The following is an 18987-nucleotide window of genomic DNA, read 5'->3' as shown; positions in this document are numbered from 1 at the left end:
CTTTTAGGTTATTTAAAAGGATAGGATGGTTTTTTTCTAAAAATATAAGGGGTATATCTATAAATAAAAGATAGATAATGAATCATTGTTTTAACGATTAAATAAAAAATAAATATTAATTATAGGAATCAGTTTATGAAAAACTTAACTCTAGGTATCTCTACATTATTATTTTGCACAGCAGCGAATGCGACATATATTGACTATCGTCATGAATGGTTAGGGGATGAACATCGCCATGAAGACCGTGTCAAAATTGGCCATAGCATGCAAAATGGAACTTATTTTAGCCTTGAAGGAAAATGGAGAAGTCGAGATGGTGGTTTTGGTGAAAACCTATCATCAAAAGGAAATGAGGTTGAAGTTGGTTATAAATATAAAGCCACAAAAGATTTTGTTTTAACACCTTCTTTTGCTTTAGATTCAGGAGATAAAGATACGGCTTATAAATTCAGTGTCAAAGCTGCCTATAATTTAACGGATGATTTTAATATTGGAACTCGTTTACGTTATGGCGTAAGACATTATGATAACTCTAATAAGCCTAAAAAAGATAATCAGCATTATTGGCAGAGTAATTTTTATTTAGGTTATAAGCTGCAAGATTTTTCATTAAGTTATGACTTTGAATATAAATTTAATACTGATTATCCTGCATATAAAGGTAAAGAAAAGGATTATGCACATAATCTGAATGTGTCTTGGGTTGGTAATAAGACATGGGTTCCTTATGTTGAATTAGGGTATGTGTCCTATGATGATGGTTCATATGTCAAAAATGGACAAACTTACCGTGATGCATGGCAGTGGCGTTATCGCGTTGGCATTGCATATAACTTCTGATAGAAATAGTTAATTATCTAAAGGGAACAAATATGAACAATAAATTAAAATATAGTTTTGCCCTTGCATTAATGTCCATTGGAACTGTCGCAATGGCAAATGCCCCTACGGCTCAACCTTATAATTATCGCGTCGCGTTTATGCCTGATATCCATTTTCATGATGTATATGGGCAGTTTGCTGATAATGCATTTGAAGGATTAAAAAATAGTAAAAGTGGTCAAAATGCCGTTATTCGTTCTATGTATGCACAATTAACATCTACGCGTTTATTTAATGAAAACTATTTTGCTCTACGTGCTGCACTTGATGATGCAGGTAAGAAAGGTATTAAACTTATTGCATTACCTGGTGATTTTACTGATGACGGCCAACCTATTCACTTACGTGGGTTAGTAAAAGTATTGCAAGAGTACGAGCAAAAATATGGTATGCGTTTCTTTGCTACACCAGGGAATCATGATCCGAACCGTCCATTTGATATGCCAGCAGGAAAAGAAGATTTTCTTGGAACTGATGGTAAAACGCAGCGTATCTTTAGTTTAGGGGCAAGTGAGTGTACGGGATATAAAGGAAAGACTGCCGTTATAGAAACGGGAGCTGAGCTGCCAACAATTTGCTCTGAAGAGATGGTATATAGTGGTTATGGTCGAGTGATGGATGCAATGAAATCATTTGGTATTAATCCGTTACCAGAAGATATTTATTGGGAAACACCATACTCAAACTATGGTTCTCAAGGTTACAACTATGAAGCAGCCTTAAAAGCCAGTGATTTTAACCAAAGGCAGTATGAAATTTGTACTCAAGGAACAGGCGGTAAATATAAACAAGAGGGATATGGGCCTTGTTTTAATGTTGCAGACAGTAGTTACCTTGTCGAGCCTATTCCTGGTTTGTGGTTAATGGCCGTTGATGCCAATGTCTATGTTCCTTCTGAAAAAGCGGATATTAATCACCCTAAAGCAGCTAAAAACTTTGCAGGGTCGGGGAATGCGGGTTACAACAAAATGTTGACACACAAACAACAGACTGTTGAGTGGATGGCAGATGTTGCAAAGCGCGCGAAAGAGCAAAATAAAACATTAATCACGTTTAGCCATTTCCCGATGGTTGAATTTGATAATGGTGCAGCAGATGACCTTGAAACCATTTTTGGCAAAGGTAAATTTCAGTTAGAAAGGGCACCAAAAGAAGACACTAGCCATGCAATGGCAAAAACAGGTATCGGTGTTCATGTTGGCGGTCATATGCATTTTAATGATACAGGTGTACGTAAGTATTCGGATGGCAGCTTACTTTTTAATATTCAAGCTCCTTCAATGGCTGCATATGTTCCTGCTTATAAAATATTGAATTTTAGAAATGCGAATGAAATTGATGTACAAACCATTGTAATAGAAGATGTTCCTCGGTTTGATGAGTTATTTGAGCACTATCAGCAAGAGTGGGAACACCTCAAAAATACTAATTCGTCGCATCTTTGGAATAAAGATATCTTAAGCGCAAATAATTATTATGACTTCACTAACTGGCATATTACTGAACTGACACGTTTACGTTTTATTCCTGAGGAATGGCCATGTGAAATTCGTCAAATGTTATTTAGTTTGAATGGCGAAGAGATGCTTATTTTAAGCCAGTTAGATACTAAGAAAGCTTATAATGAAGTATTAACGTCACCATTGAGTCAAAATCATGAAATTTGCGCTAAAGACCCGGGAACTGTCAATGTCACCGAAATCTACTTGAATAAAGACACCGATGCATGGAAAAAAGCCAGTGATAAAGCTGCTACTCTTGCTAAAAATACAGGGTATCAGTTAAATGATTTTGCAAAATGGAATGGTTTTGACCTTGCTGTGGATTTTTATCGTTTACGTAATGCAGACGAGCTTGCGTTGCAAGATATACCTGTAGAAAGATTAAACCAATATCGATTTCTCACAGGAACCTTGTTATCGTCATTACCAAATGAGACTGATAAAATTAACGCGGATAGTTCATTTGAGAATATTTTTAAATTACGCTTTGGCAGTATTTTCACTGTAATTGATAAATATCTACAAGGAAATCCAAGTCGAGATTTTTATCTTAATATTGAGTCTGGGGAAATTAAGCCAATGAATGTTAATCAAACTAGTCATTAGATTAACGATAGATAACATGGCTATAATAATGAAAAATCACTAACATTATTCGTGTTAGTGATTTTTTACGGTGAAGATCATCCAATTTTTGAGTGATTATGAATTTTTAATTAGTTAACACTAATTAGAAACCAACTTAATTGGATAAGTAAAAAATAACAGATGTCCCAAATTTAACCCGAAGTGAATCGATACAGCCAGCCATAATTTACCACTCCAGATCCAAGCTAGGCCATAAATCAAACCCGCTAACGTAGCAAAGAGAATTAACAGTGGTCCACCTGCAAAATGCACAGCGCCAAATAACAGTGAGGTAATCACTAGTGCGAGGTAAGGAGACCTCAACCAAAGGGTTAGACGTTGCTGTAAATAACCACGAAATAGCGCTTCTTCAGCTAATGAAACAAAAAGTAAGTTACAGAGCACAAAAGCAGGTAACCAACTAGGAAAATGCCATTCAAAGGCTAATCCGCCAGCAGCAGTTGCGACCAGCAATAAAAGTGGCATAGAAATAACCAGCAGTGCCCATTGAATTTTAGTTGCATGCTTGGCTGGCCGACAGACAAATAACGTTGGTAAGCAGGCGAGTAAAATAAAAGGGACGAGTGCTTTATCAAAATTAAAATACATTGTGAAAGGGGCGCTATGTTCCCCTACGGTAACGTTATCAAGATATCTCAGGTTATTAAACCCAGGGAATAAGTGAATAAATAACCCAATCGTACAGATTAGTAAGATGATTTCACTAATAATTTTGGCGGATAGATAGTGTTGGAAACGCAAACGAATAATGGCAATTATTGTAATACAAACCAATAGTAGAACCGCTTGCCAATCAATAACGTGTGTAAGTGCTGCGGTAATAATTGTGCAAGCGAGTAAAAAAAGAGCAATTAAACGGTGTGTTGCAAGTACTGCAAGTGAAGAGGCTAACATTAACCAAGCCATAAAAAATATCCATTATGATGTCTAAATTATTAGAATAGGCGCAGTGTAATGATTTTATGTGAATTTTCTAATTTAAACCTAGATTCTACGTCAGTACTTCAAAAAGCATAATCAAAGCCTTGATAAATATGCATTCCTTCGAAATTCAGCTTTCACCCATTGGGTGAAAGAAAAGTGCTCAAAAATATGTTAAATTATCAGCTTTTATGACTCGATATATGGTAAAATAATAGTAAGAAAAGTAGTAAAAAGGGGTTCTAATTATGATTAATAAAATTGATTTCAAAGCTAAGAATCTAACATCAAATGCAGGTCTTTTTCTGCTCCTTGAGAATGCAAAAAGCAATGGGATTTTTGATTTTATTGAAAATGACCTCGTATTTGATAATGACTCAACAAATAAAATCAAGATGAATCATATAAAGACCATGCTCTGCGGTCACTTCATTGGCATTGATAAGTTAGAACGTCTAAAGCTACTTCAAAATGATCCCCTCGTCAACGAGTTTGATATTTCCGTAAAAGAACCTGAAACAGTGTCACGGTTTCTAGGAAACTTCAACTTCAAGACAACCCAAATGTTTAGAGACATTAATTTTAAAGTCTTTAAAAAACTGCTCACTAAAAGTAAATTGACATCCATTACGATTGATATTGATAGTAGTGTAATTAACGTAGAAGGTCATCAAGAAGGTGCGTCAAAAGGATATAATCCTAAGAAACTGGGAAACCGATGCTACAATATCCAATTTGCATTTTGCGACGAATTAAAAGCATATGTTACCGGATTTGTAAGAAGTGGCAATACTTACACTGCAAACGGTGCTGCGGAAATGATCAAAGAAATTGTTGCTAACATCAAATCAGACGATTTAGAAATTTTATTTCGAATGGATAGTGGCTACTTTGATGAAAAAATTATCGAAACGATAGAATCTCTTGGATGCAAATATTTAATTAAAGCCAAAAGTTATTCTACACTCACCTCACAAGCAACGAATTCATCAATTGTATTCGTTAAAGGAGAAGAAGGTAGAGAAACTACAGAACTGTATACAAAATTAGTTAAATGGGAAAAAGACAGAAGATTTGTCGTATCTCGCGTACTGAAACCAGAAAAAGAAAGAGCACAATTATCACTTTTAGAAGGTTCCGAATACGACTACTTTTTCTTTGTAACAAATACTACCTTGCTTTCTGAAAAAGTAGTTATATACTATGAAAAGCGTGGTAATGCTGAAAACTATATCAAAGAAGCCAAATACGACATGGCGGTGGGTCATCTCTTGCTAAAGTCATTTTGGGCGAATGAAGCCGTGTTTCAAATGATGATGCTTTCATATAACCTATTTTTGTTGTTCAAGTTTGATTCCTTGGACTCTTCAGAATACAGACAGCAAATAAAGACCTTTCGTTTGAAGTATGTATTTCTTGCAGCAAAAATAATCAAAACCGCAAGATATGTAATCATGAAGTTGTCGGAAAACTATCCGTACAAGGGAGTGTATGAAAAATGTCTGGTATAATAAGAATATCATCAATAAAATTGAGTGTTGCTCTGTGGATAACTTGCAGAGTTTATTAAGTATCATTGCAGCAAAGATGAAATCAATGATTTATCAAAAATGATTGAAAGGTGGTTGTAAATAATGTTACAATGTGTGAGAAGCAGTCTAAATTCTTCGTGAAATAGTGATTTTTGAAGCTAATAAAAAACACACGTGGAATTTAGGTTTCATTCTGGCGACGTCCGTATTTGCCTTTCGGAAGCATAAAATCGGACGCGTTGTGGCTCGCTTCAGGTAAAATATTGACTATTCATGTTGTTGTTATTTCGTCTCTTCCAGAATAAGGAATCCCATGGTTAAAAAATCACTGCGCCAGTTCACGCTGATGGCGACGGCAACCGTCACGCTGTTGTTAGGAAGTGTGCCGCTGTATGCGCAAACGGCGGACGTACAGCAAAAACTTGCCGAATTAGAGCGGCAGTCGGGAGGCAGACTGGGTGTGGCATTGATTAACACAGCAGATAATTCGCAAATACTTTATCGTGCTGATGAGCGCTTTGCGATGTGCAGCACCAGTAAAGTGATGGCCGCGGCCGCGGTGCTGAAGAAAAGTGAAAGCGAACCGAATCTGTTAAATCAGCGAGTTGAGATCAAAAAATCTGACCTTGTTAACTATAATCCGATTGCGGAAAAGCACGTCAATGGGACGATGTCACTGGCTGAGCTTAGCGCGGCCGCGCTACAGTACAGCGATAACGTGGCGATGAATAAGCTGATTGCTCACGTTGGCGGCCCGGCTAGCGTCACCGCGTTCGCCCGACAGCTGGGAGACGAAACGTTCCGTCTCGACCGTACCGAGCCGACGTTAAACACCGCCATTCCGGGCGATCCGCGTGATACCACTTCACCTCGGGCAATGGCGCAAACTCTGCGGAATCTGACGCTGGGTAAAGCATTGGGCGACAGCCAACGGGCGCAGCTGGTGACATGGATGAAAGGCAATACCACCGGTGCAGCGAGCATTCAGGCTGGACTGCCTGCTTCCTGGGTTGTGGGGGATAAAACCGGCAGCGGTGACTATGGCACCACCAACGATATCGCGGTGATCTGGCCAAAAGATCGTGCGCCGCTGATTCTGGTCACTTACTTCACCCAGCCTCAACCTAAGGCAGAAAGCCGTCGCGATGTATTAGCGTCGGCGGCTAAAATCGTCACCGACGGTTTGTAATAGCGGAAACGGAATGGGGAAACTCATTCCGTTTTTGTTTATCGCCTTAGACGGCAAAAGTGCTGTCGCCCACCTGCGCTTGCGCATACCAGGCCATAAGCTCCGTGGTTCCTGGTTCTCCTTCCGCTGGAGCCCAGTGCGCATAGTCATCGGCAGCCACGGGTTGATAGCCACCGTGTTTTACTTCAAAAATTATGCCACCGGTATCCAGCGACAGCACGGCATGCCAGGTTCCTGCGGCCATCTCCAGCACCGTACAGGTTTCCCCCAATATCGCCCGATGGGTGACGGTACCCCGATCGTCAAAATTCAGCACCACGAAACGACCCCTTAATGGCAACAGTAGCTCGAAGGTGTGAGGGTGTCGGTGCGGGCGCACGTAGGTCCCAGGTTCCATGGCAATAGCCAGACGTTGGACCGAATCGCTTAATTCTGGATGGAAATTACGGTGCGCGCGGAGCCGAGGCGATTGCACAGCCGCTGCGCTCTGTTGCTGCATATCGCTCATGGTAATTTGTTTCATCAGGATGACCTTGTCGATTAATGAATTGGGGGGGATTACCGTATGACGTCAGGGTGACAGAACCCGCAGAGCAAGTGAAGAACTGGGTTTGCCAATTTTTCCCTATCCTGATTTACTGAAATGGTATTGACGGTAGTGCTGATATTCAGGCCACTTTTTTAGTTGATAAAAGTCTGTAATTCTTTTTACCGTCTGGGAAAAATTTACGGTGGTAATCACCCCCCAATTATTTCAGTATGAGTAAACTTGGTCTGACAGTTACCAATGCTTAATCAGTGAGGCACCTATCTCAGCGATCTGTCTATTTCGTTCATCCATAGTTGCCTGACTCCCCGTCGTGTAGATAACTACGATACGGGAGGGCTTACCATCTGGCCCCAGTGCTGCAATGATACCGCGAGACCCACGCTCACCGGCTCCAGATTTATCAGCAATAAACCAGCCAGCCGGAAGGGCCGAGCGCAGAAGTGGTCCTGCAACTTTATCCGCCTCCATCCAGTCTATTAATTGTTGCCGGGAAGCTAGAGTAAGTAGTTCGCCAGTTAATAGTTTGCGCAACGTTGTTGCCATTGCTGCAGGCATCGTGGTGTCACGCTCGTCGTTTGGTATGGCTTCATTCAGCTCCGGTTCCCAACGATCAAGGCGAGTTACATGATCCCCCATGTTGTGCAAAAAAGCGGTTAGCTCCTTCGGTCCTCCGATCGTTGTCAGAAGTAAGTTGGCAGCAGTGTTATCACTCATGGTTATGGCAGCACTGCATAATTCTCTTACTGTCATGCCATCCGTAAGATGCTTTTCTGTGACTGGTGAGTACTCAACCAAGTCATTCTGAGAATAGTGTATGCGGCGACCGAGTTGCTCTTGCCCGGCGTCAACACGGGATAATACCGCACCACATAGCAGAACTTTAAAAGTGCTCATCATTGGAAAACGTTCTTCGGGGCGAAAACTCTCAAGGATCTTACCGCTGTTGAGATCCAGTTCGATGTAACCCACTCGTGCACCCAACTGATCTTCAGCATCTTTTACTTTCACCAGCGTTTCTGGGTGAGCAAAAACAGGAAGGCAAAATGCCGCAAAAAAGGGAATAAGGGCGACACGAAAATGTTGAATACTCATACTCTTCCTTTTTCAATATTATTGAAGCATTTACCAGGGTTATTGTCTCATGAGCGGATACATATTTGAATGTATTTAGAAAAATAAACAAATAGGGGTTCCGCGCACATTTCCCCTTAAAATAACCTAAAAAATATAAATAAAATAAAATCAAAGAGTTATTTGTGTATAACTTAGTTACCATCTATTAAACATTAGATTAATTTGCCAACAGTTTCATCGTGTCTATTGGCAAATAAGTCAAAAATTAAAGTTTTTCAATATCGTAACGGTATTTCCCATTATCAGGGACAAAAGTGAGCCGATGTGTAATACAAGCAGGAGCGTCTTCTTGATGATGGCTGACGAATAAGAGTTGTGTGTTACCTTGTCTTAGCATTACATCAATAAACCGCAGAACTAACAACCTGTTAAGGCCATCAAGCCCTTGCAATGGCTCATCTAGAATAAGCATAGCAGGGTGTTTAACTAGTGCTCGAGCTATCAAGACTAAGCGCTGCTGCCCCCACGAAAGACTGTGGAAAGGTTGTTGAGCTGTTTGCGTCGAAAAACCTAACAGAGCTAGCCATTCATACGCTAATTGTATTTGACGATCAGAGGGGGTTTGGTACAAGCCAATAGAATCATGAAAACCGGAAATAATGACATTGAGTACACTGGTTGCGACACGGTATTCTTGGTGAATGCTATTGCTGACGTAACCAATATGGCGCTTAATATCCCATATAGTTTCTCCTGACCCACGACGGTGACCAAATAAGGTTAAGTCATTACTATACCCTTGAGGGTGATCTCCTGTAATCAAGCTCAATAAGGTGGATTTTCCAGCGCCATTTTCACCGATAATTTGCCAGTGTTCGTTTGGGTTTACCTGCCAATTTAAACCGTGCAAGATCGGTTTGTCATTGTAGCTAACAGTTCCATTTTTCAAAATAATACGAGGTGTCGTGTCATCCAGTTTTTCATCTGCGGTTGGAGCCTCAGTTTCAGGGATAGAAAGCTGTTTAATTTTCTCACTATGCTGTAATTGCGTTATTAACGTGTTAGCAAGTACTGACTCCCTATTTCCCACCATTGCTAGTTTGCAATCAGCGACAACACCTATGTTTTCAATAAAATCAGGGAGTTCATCAAAGCGGTTCAACACTAACACTAAAGTTAAGCCTTTTTCAGACAAACTTGATAGTAGTTCGCTGAGCTGACTTCTTGAATAAACATCTAGGCCATCAAATGGCTCATCAAGGATCAGTAAGTCAGGGTTACCCATCAATGTTTGGCATAACAGTACTTTGCGAGTTTCACCCGTAGAAAGGTACTTAAACCGACGAGACAACAAGTCACTGATACCGAAGCGAGCGGCAAGCTCAAGGCAGTATTCATTGTCTTTATGGTTAAATTGAATGATTTCAGCTGCTGTATATCCCGTGTCATCTTCATCATCACTGAGCATATCTGTATTATTGCGCTGCCACTCTTCATTAATGATTTTTTGTAATTGTTCAAATGATAGACGAACAGGAGAGGTGAATGTATTTTTTACGACACCAGAAAGAGGAGGGAGCTCATTGGAAAGTACTCGAGCAAGTGATGATTTACCACTACCATTGGCACCAATAAAAGCCCAATTTTCCCCTTTTTCGATGTTAAGTTGCTGAATGTCTAAAGTCTGAATTTCGCTGAGCTTAAAGTTGCCATGTTGTATTGTTATTGTGCTCATCAAGCTTCCTTATCATGATTATTTACCTTGTCATCTATCACAAATAATCAGGATTGAAGCTAAAGTCAACAACAGAACGATATGATAAGGAAAAAAGGTGAATGCTTACTTACTTTTATTGTAAGTAAGCAGGGCAAACTAGCAAATTAGCAAAGTGTGGCAACAATCACTTGGTCCGCATTGAATAATGCCATAACGCTATTATTCACTTTCAAAGATTGGGCATCGATTTCGCTATTTGGCATAGTTGAACATAAAGTTTCACCGCCTGTGAGTGTCACAATCACTTCACTGTTCTCATCACCCCGCTCTAAAGTGGTAATTTTGCCTTCAAGGCGGTTATCAAAGCCTGTTGGGTTAGGTTGTTTAGTAATTTTGACCCAAGGTGCTTTAATCAATGCAAGCACTTCCTTCCCTTCCGTTAACCCTAAACGGTTAGCGCTTTGCTCTGTTAGTGCGGCATTAATCACAGTGCTGTTATCGGCTAAGCGAATTTGTACATGTTGTTGAACTTGCATATGGTCACGGGAAATTAAAGTACCAAAAAATTGGTTACGGGCACTGGTTTGCAATGAAAACCGTGAAATAGCCGCCAATAAGCTGTCTAAAGGGAGATTATCTTCTTTGAGTACATCGAAGGCTTTTTGTTGAATTTGCGCCAGTAAATCATAAAGTTGAAGTAATCTTTCACCATAGTGGGTGAGTGTTGTGCCGCCACCGCCTTTACCACCTGTTGCTCTATCAACAAGGATATCATCAGTGAGTTGATTCATTTCATTGATGGCATCCCAAGCACTTTTATAGCTGATCCCTGCGAGTTTAGCGCCTTGGCTGATTGACCCTGTCGCTTTAATTTGTTTTAGTAGCGCGATACGGCGAGGATCAGCAAATAAACTGCCCTGTAGTTTCAGTGTGAGTAAAATTTCGGCCTGCATAAATTTCTCCCTTCCGACGTGTCTGGTGATGACAGACGTAAAAAGCACGTTTAGTATGTCGTTAGTATAATATTTTGTCTAAAATAGTCTCCATTATAACGTAATTGTGCGTTATTATTTTGATTTGATTTATACTCAATATACTGAGAGTCAAGTTTTCCCTCGTCAGCGTATCTTGTAGGCTGGTGGGTACAGTATCACTGAAGAGGCTTTTTCCTATGTTAGAACTAATTAAAAGTTTGGGTTTTGCCCTGATGATGGTTCCAGTTGTTATGTTTTTGATCATGGGTTTGATCTACGGTTTGGGCGCGTTCTTTAACTTACTGTCTAAAGCACACGTACCTCATCATCATAATACTGAAAACAAGTAATTTTTAACAAAATTTCTTGTCTGACTGATTATAGACCCCCTGATTGTAAATGTAGTCAGGGGGTTTTTCATATAGCAGTGGGCATTATAATGATGGATATTTGCTATCATGGTAATTTGAATATAGTTGTCTGCGGTTTTGAATATTAAACTCTTTTTGTTCAGCCATCGTCTTTTTTATAAAACTTTCTTGAAATTCTTTTAATGTATCATAAGGATCTTGCTGAGTATTTTCAGTGAGTTGCTTGATAGCTTCAACAACGAATAATCCACATCCGTTAGGGACTTGTTGTTGGATGTTTCCTTCTATGTAAGTGATATCTTCTTCAGCGACATCGGCCTTTTTTGCTGCCACTGTTATTTCTTTTCGAATATCGGTACTCACGTTATCGTATGAATTAAATAGAATGCATTTTCTTTTATTATTCGCTGATTGATTATTATCCGCTGGTTGATGTATTGGATCTGCTTGATAGAGTACAAACAAGACCCAATGGTTATCATTGACATTGATAGGGAATAATTCGAATTGTTTTAATTTTACACTCTCAGGGGCTTTTTGTTCAATTATCTCTGCTAATAAATTGTCCCCGCTTTGGATGAGGCCTATTGGGCTATTGACCATCATATTTGATGGCAAAGTTGGGTTATTTTTATTACTTGAATCAATCTCATCACAAGTTATCATCCGATTATTACCCCAGAGATTTGATTCATTGCCTAACACTGGAGGTAGGTTTTGCACAAATAAATTGGTTAATTCGATTTTATCGTCGAGTTTTTCTAAGGTTGAACCAATGATATACAACAGTTTAGATGGGTGTTTAAAAACCTCTCGATGGTGTTGAGATTGATACAGAACCTGACTGGTTTTTTGTATTTCTTTATCGATCCCTTTTACTGCAGAACGTTTTCCACTAAATAAATCAAATAGGATATTTTCTGCGTTTTTTCCAGCTGAATCCTGTCTAAGAGCGATATTGTGTAGTAAATCAATACTATTTAGGTTTCCATCACCCGCAGATTCCGCCAAAGAAGCTAAAGCTTCAGGGGAAATATTTTTTTCAAATAACCCATTAAATTGCTCAATGGTTAATCCACTCATATAGTGAGCTTGGGTTGGAGAAAGCGCTGTCGGTTGAATAGCCATATTATCTCCTCTGTTTTTATCTACCTGCAAAAGTTGGATAAAATATTCAATTGTGTACGATTTGTGCCGATAAAGTTACAAAGGATATAAATTGTTCTCTATATAAAAACGATTTTACGGCTGAGGAATTTTTCATCGTTCGTGGGATTTTAGAGAAAACATGCAACAAAATTGCATCATTTCTTGCGCCAGCACACTTTTATTACGAGTTTGACTTTAAGTTATCGCTGTGTCCTGTTATATATAACGTGTCGATTAATACTAGGGTAGATAAAAATGAAAAAAGGTTTGGTATCACTTCTCGCTGGCGCAACATTGACGTTAACGATGGCTAGCAATAGCTTTGCAGCTGATAAAATTACGGTTTTTGCAGCGGCTTCTCTAACTAATGCACTGAATGAAATTTCTGAGCAATATAAGAAAGACACTAAAGTAGAGGTTGTTGCATCCTATGCGTCTTCTTCAACGCTGGCTCGTCAAATTGAGCAAGGTGCCCCCGCTAATTTATTCATTTCGGCTGACCAACAATGGATGGATTATGCTATCGATAAAAAATTGATGGTAGAAGATACACGCTATACATTATTAGGTAATGAATTGGTGTTAATTGCACCGAAAGATGCCAAAATTGATAAAGTTGAAATTAATAAACAAACTGATTGGAAAAAACTGTTAGATGGTGGTCGTTTAGCCGTTGGTGACCCTGACCATGTCCCTGTTGGTATTTATGCCAAAGAAGCATTAAGCAACTTAGGTGCATGGGAAACAGTTGACCCGCTGTTAGCACGTACGAATAACGTGCGTAGTGGTATGGCATTGGTTGAGCGCCAAGAAGCGCCTTTAGGTATTGTATATGGCTCTGATGCTGTCGCTAGCCAAAAAGTCAAAGTGGTAGGTGTCTTCCCTGCTGATACCCATAAACCTGTTGAATACCCAATGGCAATTGTTAAAGATCAAGATAACAAAGCAACCCGTGATTATTATGAATACTTGAAAACCCCAGCGGCTTCAGAAGTATTCAAACGTTATGGTTTTGAACCTCGTACTAAATAAATGTTAAGAGAGTATTTTTTTGCAGATGTTAAGTCCTTATGAATGGGAAGCGATTTATCTAAGTCTAAAAGTATCCAGTGTGGCTGTAATTTTCAGTTTGCCATTGGGTATTTTAATGGCATGGGTATTGGTTCGCTGTAATTTTCCTGGAAAAACACTGCTCGATAGTATTATTCATCTACCACTGGTATTGCCGCCAGTGGTAGTGGGGTATTTATTATTGATCAGTATGGGTAAACGCGGTTTTATCGGTGAATGGCTATATAACTGGTTTGGATTTAGTTTTACCTTTAGTTGGCGGGGGGCTGCGCTTGCGTCTGCCGTGGTTGCGTTTCCACTGATGGTACGTGCGATCCGTTTAGCGCTTGAAGCGGTTGACCAAAAATTGGAATTAGCCGCGAGGACATTAGGCGCAACACCGTTACGTGTCTTTTTCACGATCACCATTCCGCTTTCTCTTCCCGGTATTATTGTCGGAACAGTATTAGCATTTGCACGTTCACTTGGTGAATTTGGCGCCACAATTACTTTTGTTTCGAATATACCAGGTGAAACACAAACCATCCCATTAGCGATGTACACCTTAATCGAAACGCCAGGGGCTGAGGTAGACGCTGCACGTTTATGTGTGATTGCGATTATTTTAGCCTTGATTTCATTACTGATTTCAGAGTGGCTCACCCGTTGGGGTAAAAAGCGTTTGGGGGTGGCTTAGCATGTTAGAACTCGACTTTTCTCAAAAACTAGGGGACTTGCAGCTTGAAGTCACAACGCAATTGCCAACGGAAAGTATTACTGCCGTTTTTGGGCTTTCAGGCGCAGGTAAAACCTCGCTTATCAATGTGATAGGTGGGTTAACTAAACCTAATACAGGGCGCGTTGTATTAAATGGTCGCACATTGGTGGATATGGAAAAAGGTATTTGCTTACCACCTGAACAACGCCATATCGGTTATGTATTTCAAGATGCACGGCTATTTCCCCATTATCGGGTGAAAAGCAATTTGCGTTATGGCATGTCACCCGTAATGAAAGACCGCTTCGATGATATTGTTAAATTGTTAGGGATTGAAAAATTACTCAATCGCTATCCGATAACCCTTTCTGGTGGTGAAAAACAACGAGTCGCCATTGGCCGCGCATTACTTACAGCCCCTGAAATTCTCCTAATGGATGAGCCGTTAGCCTCTTTGGATTTACCTCGAAAGCGTGAATTGCTGCCGTATTTAGAAAAGCTTTCTCAAGACGTGAAAATTCCCATTTTATATGTCAGCCATAGTTTGGATGAAATATTGCGTCTGGCTGACAAAGTGATTGTCATGGCGCAGGGAAAAGTTAAAGCATTTGGCGCTTTGGAAGATGTTTGGGCAAGTAGTGCTTTGCGCCCTTGGTTACAGCAAGAAACATTAAGCAGTGTGGTAAGTGCAACGGTGCATAGCCAACACTCTGATTATGAAATGACAGCGGTGATTGTTGGTAGCCAAAAACTGTGGATCCCTCGAGTTGAAGCCCAACAAGGTGTTGATGTGCGTATACGTATTGACGCTGCAGATGTTTCTTTGGTACTCGAAAAACCACAAGTGAGCAGTATTCGTAATATTTTAGCCGCAGAAGTGGTTGAATGGATTGAAGATGGCGAGCAAGTAGATGTGAAGCTAGATTTAGGCGAAGAACATTATTTATGGGCGCGGATCACTCGCTGGGCAAGGGATGAGCTTTCTATTCGCAAAGGGCGTAAAGTTTATGCGCAAGTGAAGGCTGTATCGCTATCTCGTCATCTATAATCACTCGTCGTTCTTGGCGCTGTGACAATAGAAAATAAGAAAAGGAAAGCTGAGCTTTCCTTGAATTAATAAAATAATTGGACGTTACAGAACGTACTTACGGATAACTTCAGCAATACCCGGTTCAGTATTAACTCGAGTCACGAGCTTAGCTTGTTGCTTGATTTCATCAACGGCATTGCCCATTGCTACACCTAAACCTGCGGTTGTCAGCATACTTAAGTCATTAAAATTGTCACCGAAAGCCACAACATCATTCATCGTCATCCCTTGGGATTCGACCCACTCTTTTAAGCGTTGGCCTTTGCTATTGCCTTTGCGGCCGACATCAACCTGATCCATCCAAGACCATTCACAGTCCAAACCAAAATCATTTTCAATTTCGCTAACGACTTGATGAAGCTGCTCCGTATTTGGCGAGCTAACAGCAAATTTCCAAATAGAATCATAGTTATGCATCACATCAGCGTAATCTTCAACAAATTCAATGGTTGGGCGCTGTGCAACAGGTAAGGATTCGGCCCAATTCAATGTACGTTTAATGCCTTCTGTTTGTGCGTTATAGAGCATTGCATTATCAACATACATTAAATGCTGAATATCTGTTCCACGCAGTTTGTCTATCATTTGTGTGACAGAATCTAGGGTCATAGGATCTGATTTTAGAACTTTTTTGCCTAAATAGTCGTATAGGTAGGTTCCATTACAACAAATGGCTGGAGTATCGAGATCTAAAGTTTGATAAAACGGATGAATCGCAACATGATGGCGGCCTGTGACAATGATCACTTTGACGCCTTGGCGGCGTGCTTCTTGTAAGGCTGCTAAAGATTCAGGCAGAATTTTCTTTTGGTGATCAAGCAGTGTTCCATCAAGATCGAGCGCAATAACGCGGTATGACATAAACGGCTCCACGTGATTTAGTTGTTACCTATCTTACTAAAGGGGTAGAGATAGGGAGATGATGAATTTAACGAATAATGAGAAATTATTGCTATAAAAATAGTCAACTTGATATGTTTTATCATCATAACGTTAACTGAACCGTTTTAGTATCATTATTATTTGTTCTTGGTACGATATGTAACAGCCGCGTCAGTGCTATTTACCCAGTGTAATTTGCATAATATAAAGTATAGTGAAGCCAATATAGTGGATTATAGATGCGGTTTTGTATTTTTATCATGAATTAAGGAGTCAGGATGAATCAGGTTGTTTATATTGCGAGCCCCGAGAGTCAGCAAATTCACGTGTGGTCGATGAATGAGGTTGGGGAGCTTACTCTTCTGCAAACGGTAAAAACACCGGGTCAAGTGCAACCTATGGTATTAAGCCATGATAAAAAACACCTTTATATTGGTGTGCGCCCGAATTTCCGTGTCGTAACCTATGAAATTGAAGAGAAAGGGTTACTACGTTTAAAAGCAGAAACATCCGTTCCGGGAACGCCAGTTCACTTATCATTGGATAACACGGGCAAATATTTATTTGTTCCTTCATATCATCAACATAATCTATCAGTTCTGACTATCAATGATGAAGGTGTACCAAACCAAGTCGTTCAAGTGATTGAAGGATTGCAAAATCCACATTCGTCTCATGTTGATGTTGATAATCAACAGCTTTGGGTGCCTTGCTTAGGTGAAGACCATATCCGTTTATTCGATTTACATGAAAATGGTTATTTAACCGAAGCAACTGCAGACCAAATTACTACGGCTGAAAAATCTGGCCCTCGTCATCTGGCCTTCCATCCGACTGAAAAGGTCATTTATTGTGTGAATGAGTTAGATTCAACGGTAGGCGTATATCGTAAATTCACTCGCTATCGTAACATGCAAACTTTGGCAAATTACCCATTAGGTAATGAAAGCCAGCGCTGGGCTGCCGATATCCATATTACGCCAGATGGCCGCCATTTGTATGTTAGTGAACGTTCTGAAAGCTACCTCAGCCACTATCTGGTTTCTGATGACGGTTGCGAGCTAACATTAGAAGCACGTTACCCAACAGAGACGCACCCAAGGGGCTTTAATATTGATGCGACAGGGCGTTTTTTAATTTCGAGTGGGCAAAAATCAGACCATATTTCAGTTTCTGAAATTGACCCGATTACAGGGAAATTGACACAAATAGGAAGGTATATGGTCGGGAAAGGTCCAATGTGGGTCATTTCAGTCATCCTTTAATCTCCGTCATATTTCGAGCTATAGCGGTGTTGGCTTCACTCGGCTACTTGGGTCACATACTGATGTATGCTCCCCAAGATATCCTCGATTGCCGCCTTGCTATAACTCGAATTATTTAGAAGATTTTCTAATTAAAAATCCAGAAAAAATCACTTCGATTACCATTGAATTTATTGTGCTATCCCAACACTTTTGCCATTGCATTTGTTACTTTACTGAGTTGCTCGGGGGTGATGATATACGGTGGCATAACATAAATAAGTTTGCCGAATGGGCGAACCCAAACACCATTTTCCACGAATACTTTTTGTAAAGCGGCTGTATTGACTGGCTGCTTCATTTCAATCACGCCAATTGCACCAAGAACACGTACATCTGCAACACTAGGGTGGGATATTAAAGGCATCAGTTCAGCCTTAAGTTGTTGTTCGATAGTGGCAATTATTTTCTGCCAAGGACTATTGAGTAACAAACTCAGGCTGGCATCCGCCACCGCACAGGCAAGAGGGTTACCCATAAAGGTTGGTCCATGCATAAAGCAACCTGCTTCACCATTGCTAATGGTTTCTGCCACATGGCGAGTTGTGAGTGTGGCAGAAAGTGTCATATAGCCCCCAGTTAGTGCTTTACCCAAACACATAATATCGGGTGATATATCAGCATGATGGCAAGCAAACAATTTACCTGTACGACCAAAACCAGTCGCAATTTCATCAGCGATCAACAGTAGACCATATTGATCACACAAATGGCGGACTCCCTTTAAATATTCAGGGTGATAGATACGCATTCCACCAGCCCCTTGAACGATCGGTTCAAGGATGATCGCCGCAATTTTATCGCTATTTTCGGCAAGTTGAACTTCAAGAGGATGCAAATCGCCGCTGTCCCATTCGTCGTAAAAACCGCATTGAGGGGCTTCCACAAAAATATGTGGAGGTAAATACCCCTTATACAGGCCATGCATTGAATTATCTGGGTCACAAACGGCCATCGCACCGAAAGTATCACCATGATATCCATGGCGTAATGTCAGGATGCGCTGACGCTTTTCCCCTTTTGCTTGCCAATATTGCAATGCCATTTTCAGAGCAACTTCAACTGCCACGGAGCCTGAGTCAGCGAGAAACACACATTCCAGCGGCTCTGGTGTGATAGCAACCAACTGTTTACATAGATTCACTGCGGGTGGGTGCGTAATCCCGCCAAACATCACATGGGACATTTTCGCTAATTGCGTTGTTACCGCTTGGTTTAATACAGGATGATTGTAACCATGAATGGTTGCCCACCATGAAGACATGCCATCAATTAATTTTTTCCCATCGGCCATGATTAGCTCGGCGCCATGGGCTTCAACAATCGGATAAGCCGGAATTGGCTGGCTCATCGAGGTATAAGGGTGCCAAATATGTTTGGCATCAAACTGAATATCTACGTTATCCATTTGCTATTATCGTCAACTTTTTT

17 protein-coding genes are annotated in these 18987 nt (G+C 40.4%); 9 read left to right on the top strand and 8 right to left on the bottom strand.

Annotated features, from left to right (window positions below; translation table 11 throughout):
• Nucleotides 1-135: 135 nt before the first annotated feature.
• Together M1F26_RS13690 and M1F26_RS13685 are read left to right on the top strand one after the other, a co-directional pair.
• Complete coding sequence (locus M1F26_RS13690) at nucleotides 136-843, top strand: oligogalacturonate-specific porin KdgM family protein (RefSeq protein WP_094962407.1); 708 nt, start codon at nucleotides 136-138, stop codon at nucleotides 841-843.
• Between the two features lie 32 nt (nucleotides 844-875).
• On the top strand, nucleotides 876-2993 hold the full coding sequence (locus tag M1F26_RS13685) for a metallophosphoesterase family protein (protein ID WP_140170871.1): 2118 nt from the start codon (nucleotides 876-878) through the stop codon (nucleotides 2991-2993).
• A gap of 120 nt (nucleotides 2994-3113) precedes the next feature.
• Here the strand turns inward: M1F26_RS13685 and M1F26_RS13680 are convergent, their stop codons facing one another.
• Nucleotides 3114-3941 carry a CPBP family intramembrane glutamic endopeptidase gene (locus M1F26_RS13680; protein WP_140170870.1) on the bottom strand — a complete coding sequence of 276 codons (828 nt, stop codon included), beginning with the start codon at nucleotides 3939-3941 and terminating at the stop codon, nucleotides 3114-3116.
• A gap of 263 nt (nucleotides 3942-4204) precedes the next feature.
• On the opposite strand from M1F26_RS13680, the gene M1F26_RS13675 reads away from it, so the two are divergent.
• On the top strand, nucleotides 4205-5467 hold the full coding sequence (locus tag M1F26_RS13675) for an IS1380-like element ISEcp1 family transposase (protein ID WP_000608644.1): 1263 nt from the start codon (nucleotides 4205-4207) through the stop codon (nucleotides 5465-5467).
• A 334-nt stretch (nucleotides 5468-5801) separates the two neighbouring features.
• Entirely contained in the window at nucleotides 5802-6677 is an 876-nt protein-coding gene (locus tag M1F26_RS13670) for an extended-spectrum class A beta-lactamase CTX-M-3 (RefSeq protein WP_011091028.1), read from the top strand.
• A gap of 46 nt (nucleotides 6678-6723) precedes the next feature.
• On the opposite strand, the gene M1F26_RS13665 is transcribed toward M1F26_RS13670, so the two are convergent.
• The 4 genes from M1F26_RS13665 to modE all read right to left on the bottom strand — a co-directional run bounded on the left by M1F26_RS13665 (nucleotide 6724) and on the right by modE (nucleotide 10971).
• Nucleotides 6724-7200: a WbuC family cupin fold metalloprotein gene (locus M1F26_RS13665; RefSeq protein WP_013023839.1), complete on the bottom strand. Its 477-nt coding sequence runs from the start codon at nucleotides 7198-7200 to the stop codon at nucleotides 6724-6726.
• 258 nt (nucleotides 7201-7458) lie between these two features.
• Nucleotides 7459-8319: a broad-spectrum class A beta-lactamase TEM-1 gene (locus tag M1F26_RS13660; RefSeq protein ID WP_000027057.1), complete on the bottom strand. Its 861-nt coding sequence runs from the start codon at nucleotides 8317-8319 to the stop codon at nucleotides 7459-7461.
• Between the two features lie 247 nt (nucleotides 8320-8566).
• Complete coding sequence (gene modF, locus M1F26_RS13655) at nucleotides 8567-10036, bottom strand: molybdate ABC transporter ATP-binding protein ModF (protein WP_004256733.1); 1470 nt, start codon at nucleotides 10034-10036, stop codon at nucleotides 8567-8569.
• Between the two features lie 146 nt (nucleotides 10037-10182).
• On the bottom strand, nucleotides 10183-10971 hold the full coding sequence (gene modE, locus M1F26_RS13650) for a molybdenum-dependent transcriptional regulator (RefSeq protein ID WP_094962410.1): 789 nt from the start codon (nucleotides 10969-10971) through the stop codon (nucleotides 10183-10185).
• Between the two features lie 218 nt (nucleotides 10972-11189).
• On the opposite strand from modE, the gene M1F26_RS13645 reads away from it, so the two are divergent.
• Complete coding sequence (locus tag M1F26_RS13645; RefSeq protein ID WP_004256731.1) at nucleotides 11190-11342, top strand: AcrZ family multidrug efflux pump-associated protein; 153 nt, start codon at nucleotides 11190-11192, stop codon at nucleotides 11340-11342.
• Between the two features lie 84 nt (nucleotides 11343-11426).
• On the opposite strand, the gene M1F26_RS13640 is transcribed toward M1F26_RS13645, so the two are convergent.
• Nucleotides 11427-12491: an ElaD/SseL family deubiquitinase gene (locus M1F26_RS13640; protein ID WP_140170869.1), complete on the bottom strand. Its 1065-nt coding sequence runs from the start codon at nucleotides 12489-12491 to the stop codon at nucleotides 11427-11429.
• Nucleotides 12492-12767: 276 nt separating this feature from the next.
• Here M1F26_RS13640 and modA point away from each other — a divergent pair, with 276 nt between their 5' ends.
• From modA to modC, 3 genes are read left to right on the top strand one after another with little or no spacing between them, the layout of a single operon-like run.
• On the top strand, nucleotides 12768-13544 hold the full coding sequence (modA, locus tag M1F26_RS13635; protein WP_096864111.1) for a molybdate ABC transporter substrate-binding protein: 777 nt from the start codon (nucleotides 12768-12770) through the stop codon (nucleotides 13542-13544).
• Between the two features lie 25 nt (nucleotides 13545-13569).
• Complete coding sequence (gene modB / locus M1F26_RS13630) at nucleotides 13570-14259, top strand: molybdate ABC transporter permease subunit (RefSeq protein ID WP_094962413.1); 690 nt, start codon at nucleotides 13570-13572, stop codon at nucleotides 14257-14259.
• A gap of 1 nt (nucleotide 14260) precedes the next feature.
• The gene (gene modC, locus M1F26_RS13625; RefSeq protein ID WP_140170868.1) at nucleotides 14261-15328 is read left to right on the top strand and encodes a molybdenum ABC transporter ATP-binding protein ModC; all 1068 of its coding nucleotides are present in this window, start codon (nucleotides 14261-14263) and stop codon (nucleotides 15326-15328) included.
• 84 nt (nucleotides 15329-15412) lie between these two features.
• Here the strand turns inward: modC and M1F26_RS13620 are convergent, their stop codons facing one another.
• On the bottom strand, nucleotides 15413-16231 hold the full coding sequence (locus M1F26_RS13620) for a pyridoxal phosphatase (protein ID WP_140170867.1): 819 nt from the start codon (nucleotides 16229-16231) through the stop codon (nucleotides 15413-15415).
• 299 nt (nucleotides 16232-16530) lie between these two features.
• Here M1F26_RS13620 and pgl point away from each other — a divergent pair, with 299 nt between their 5' ends.
• Nucleotides 16531-17517, top strand: coding sequence for a 6-phosphogluconolactonase (gene pgl, locus M1F26_RS13615; protein WP_140170866.1), 987 nt, complete (start codon nucleotides 16531-16533; stop codon nucleotides 17515-17517).
• Between the two features lie 178 nt (nucleotides 17518-17695).
• On the opposite strand, the gene bioA is transcribed toward pgl, so the two are convergent.
• Entirely contained in the window at nucleotides 17696-18964 is a 1269-nt protein-coding gene (bioA, locus tag M1F26_RS13610) for an adenosylmethionine--8-amino-7-oxononanoate transaminase (RefSeq protein ID WP_140170865.1), read from the bottom strand.
• Nucleotides 18965-18987: the final 23 nt, after the last annotated feature.

The sequence above is a fragment of the Providencia sp. PROV048 genome, assembly GCF_033688165.1.
Taxonomy (GTDB): Bacteria; Pseudomonadota; Gammaproteobacteria; order Enterobacterales; family Enterobacteriaceae; genus Providencia; species Providencia hangzhouensis.
This window is presented reverse-complemented; position numbering and strand designations above follow the sequence as displayed.

What these genes read in the sequence shown, in the direction of transcription:
- M1F26_RS13675 (WP_000608644.1), top strand. Translation starts at nt 4,205, where the DNA reads ATGATTAATAAAATTGATTTCAAAGCTAAGAATCTAACATCAAATGCA.
- modA (WP_096864111.1), top strand. Translation starts at nt 12,768, where the DNA reads ATGAAAAAAGGTTTGGTATCACTTCTCGCTGGCGCAACATTGACGTTA.
- M1F26_RS13640 (WP_140170869.1), bottom strand. Translation starts at nt 12,491, where the DNA reads ATGGCTATTCAACCGACAGCGCTTTCTCCAACCCAAGCTCACTATATG.
- pgl (WP_140170866.1), top strand. Translation starts at nt 16,531, where the DNA reads ATGAATCAGGTTGTTTATATTGCGAGCCCCGAGAGTCAGCAAATTCAC.
- M1F26_RS13690 (WP_094962407.1), top strand. Translation starts at nt 136, where the DNA reads ATGAAAAACTTAACTCTAGGTATCTCTACATTATTATTTTGCACAGCA.
- modC (WP_140170868.1), top strand. Translation starts at nt 14,261, where the DNA reads ATGTTAGAACTCGACTTTTCTCAAAAACTAGGGGACTTGCAGCTTGAA.
- M1F26_RS13670 (WP_011091028.1), top strand. Translation starts at nt 5,802, where the DNA reads ATGGTTAAAAAATCACTGCGCCAGTTCACGCTGATGGCGACGGCAACC.
- M1F26_RS13645 (WP_004256731.1), top strand. Translation starts at nt 11,190, where the DNA reads ATGTTAGAACTAATTAAAAGTTTGGGTTTTGCCCTGATGATGGTTCCA.
- M1F26_RS13685 (WP_140170871.1), top strand. Translation starts at nt 876, where the DNA reads ATGAACAATAAATTAAAATATAGTTTTGCCCTTGCATTAATGTCCATT.
- modE (WP_094962410.1), bottom strand. Translation starts at nt 10,971, where the DNA reads ATGCAGGCCGAAATTTTACTCACACTGAAACTACAGGGCAGTTTATTT.
- M1F26_RS13660 (WP_000027057.1), bottom strand. Translation starts at nt 8,319, where the DNA reads ATGAGTATTCAACATTTTCGTGTCGCCCTTATTCCCTTTTTTGCGGCA.
- M1F26_RS13680 (WP_140170870.1), bottom strand. Translation starts at nt 3,941, where the DNA reads ATGGCTTGGTTAATGTTAGCCTCTTCACTTGCAGTACTTGCAACACAC.
- bioA (WP_140170865.1), bottom strand. Translation starts at nt 18,964, where the DNA reads ATGGATAACGTAGATATTCAGTTTGATGCCAAACATATTTGGCACCCT.
- M1F26_RS13620 (WP_140170867.1), bottom strand. Translation starts at nt 16,231, where the DNA reads ATGTCATACCGCGTTATTGCGCTCGATCTTGATGGAACACTGCTTGAT.
- M1F26_RS13665 (WP_013023839.1), bottom strand. Translation starts at nt 7,200, where the DNA reads ATGAAACAAATTACCATGAGCGATATGCAGCAACAGAGCGCAGCGGCT.
- modF (WP_004256733.1), bottom strand. Translation starts at nt 10,036, where the DNA reads ATGAGCACAATAACAATACAACATGGCAACTTTAAGCTCAGCGAAATT.
- modB (WP_094962413.1), top strand. Translation starts at nt 13,570, where the DNA reads ATGTTAAGTCCTTATGAATGGGAAGCGATTTATCTAAGTCTAAAAGTA.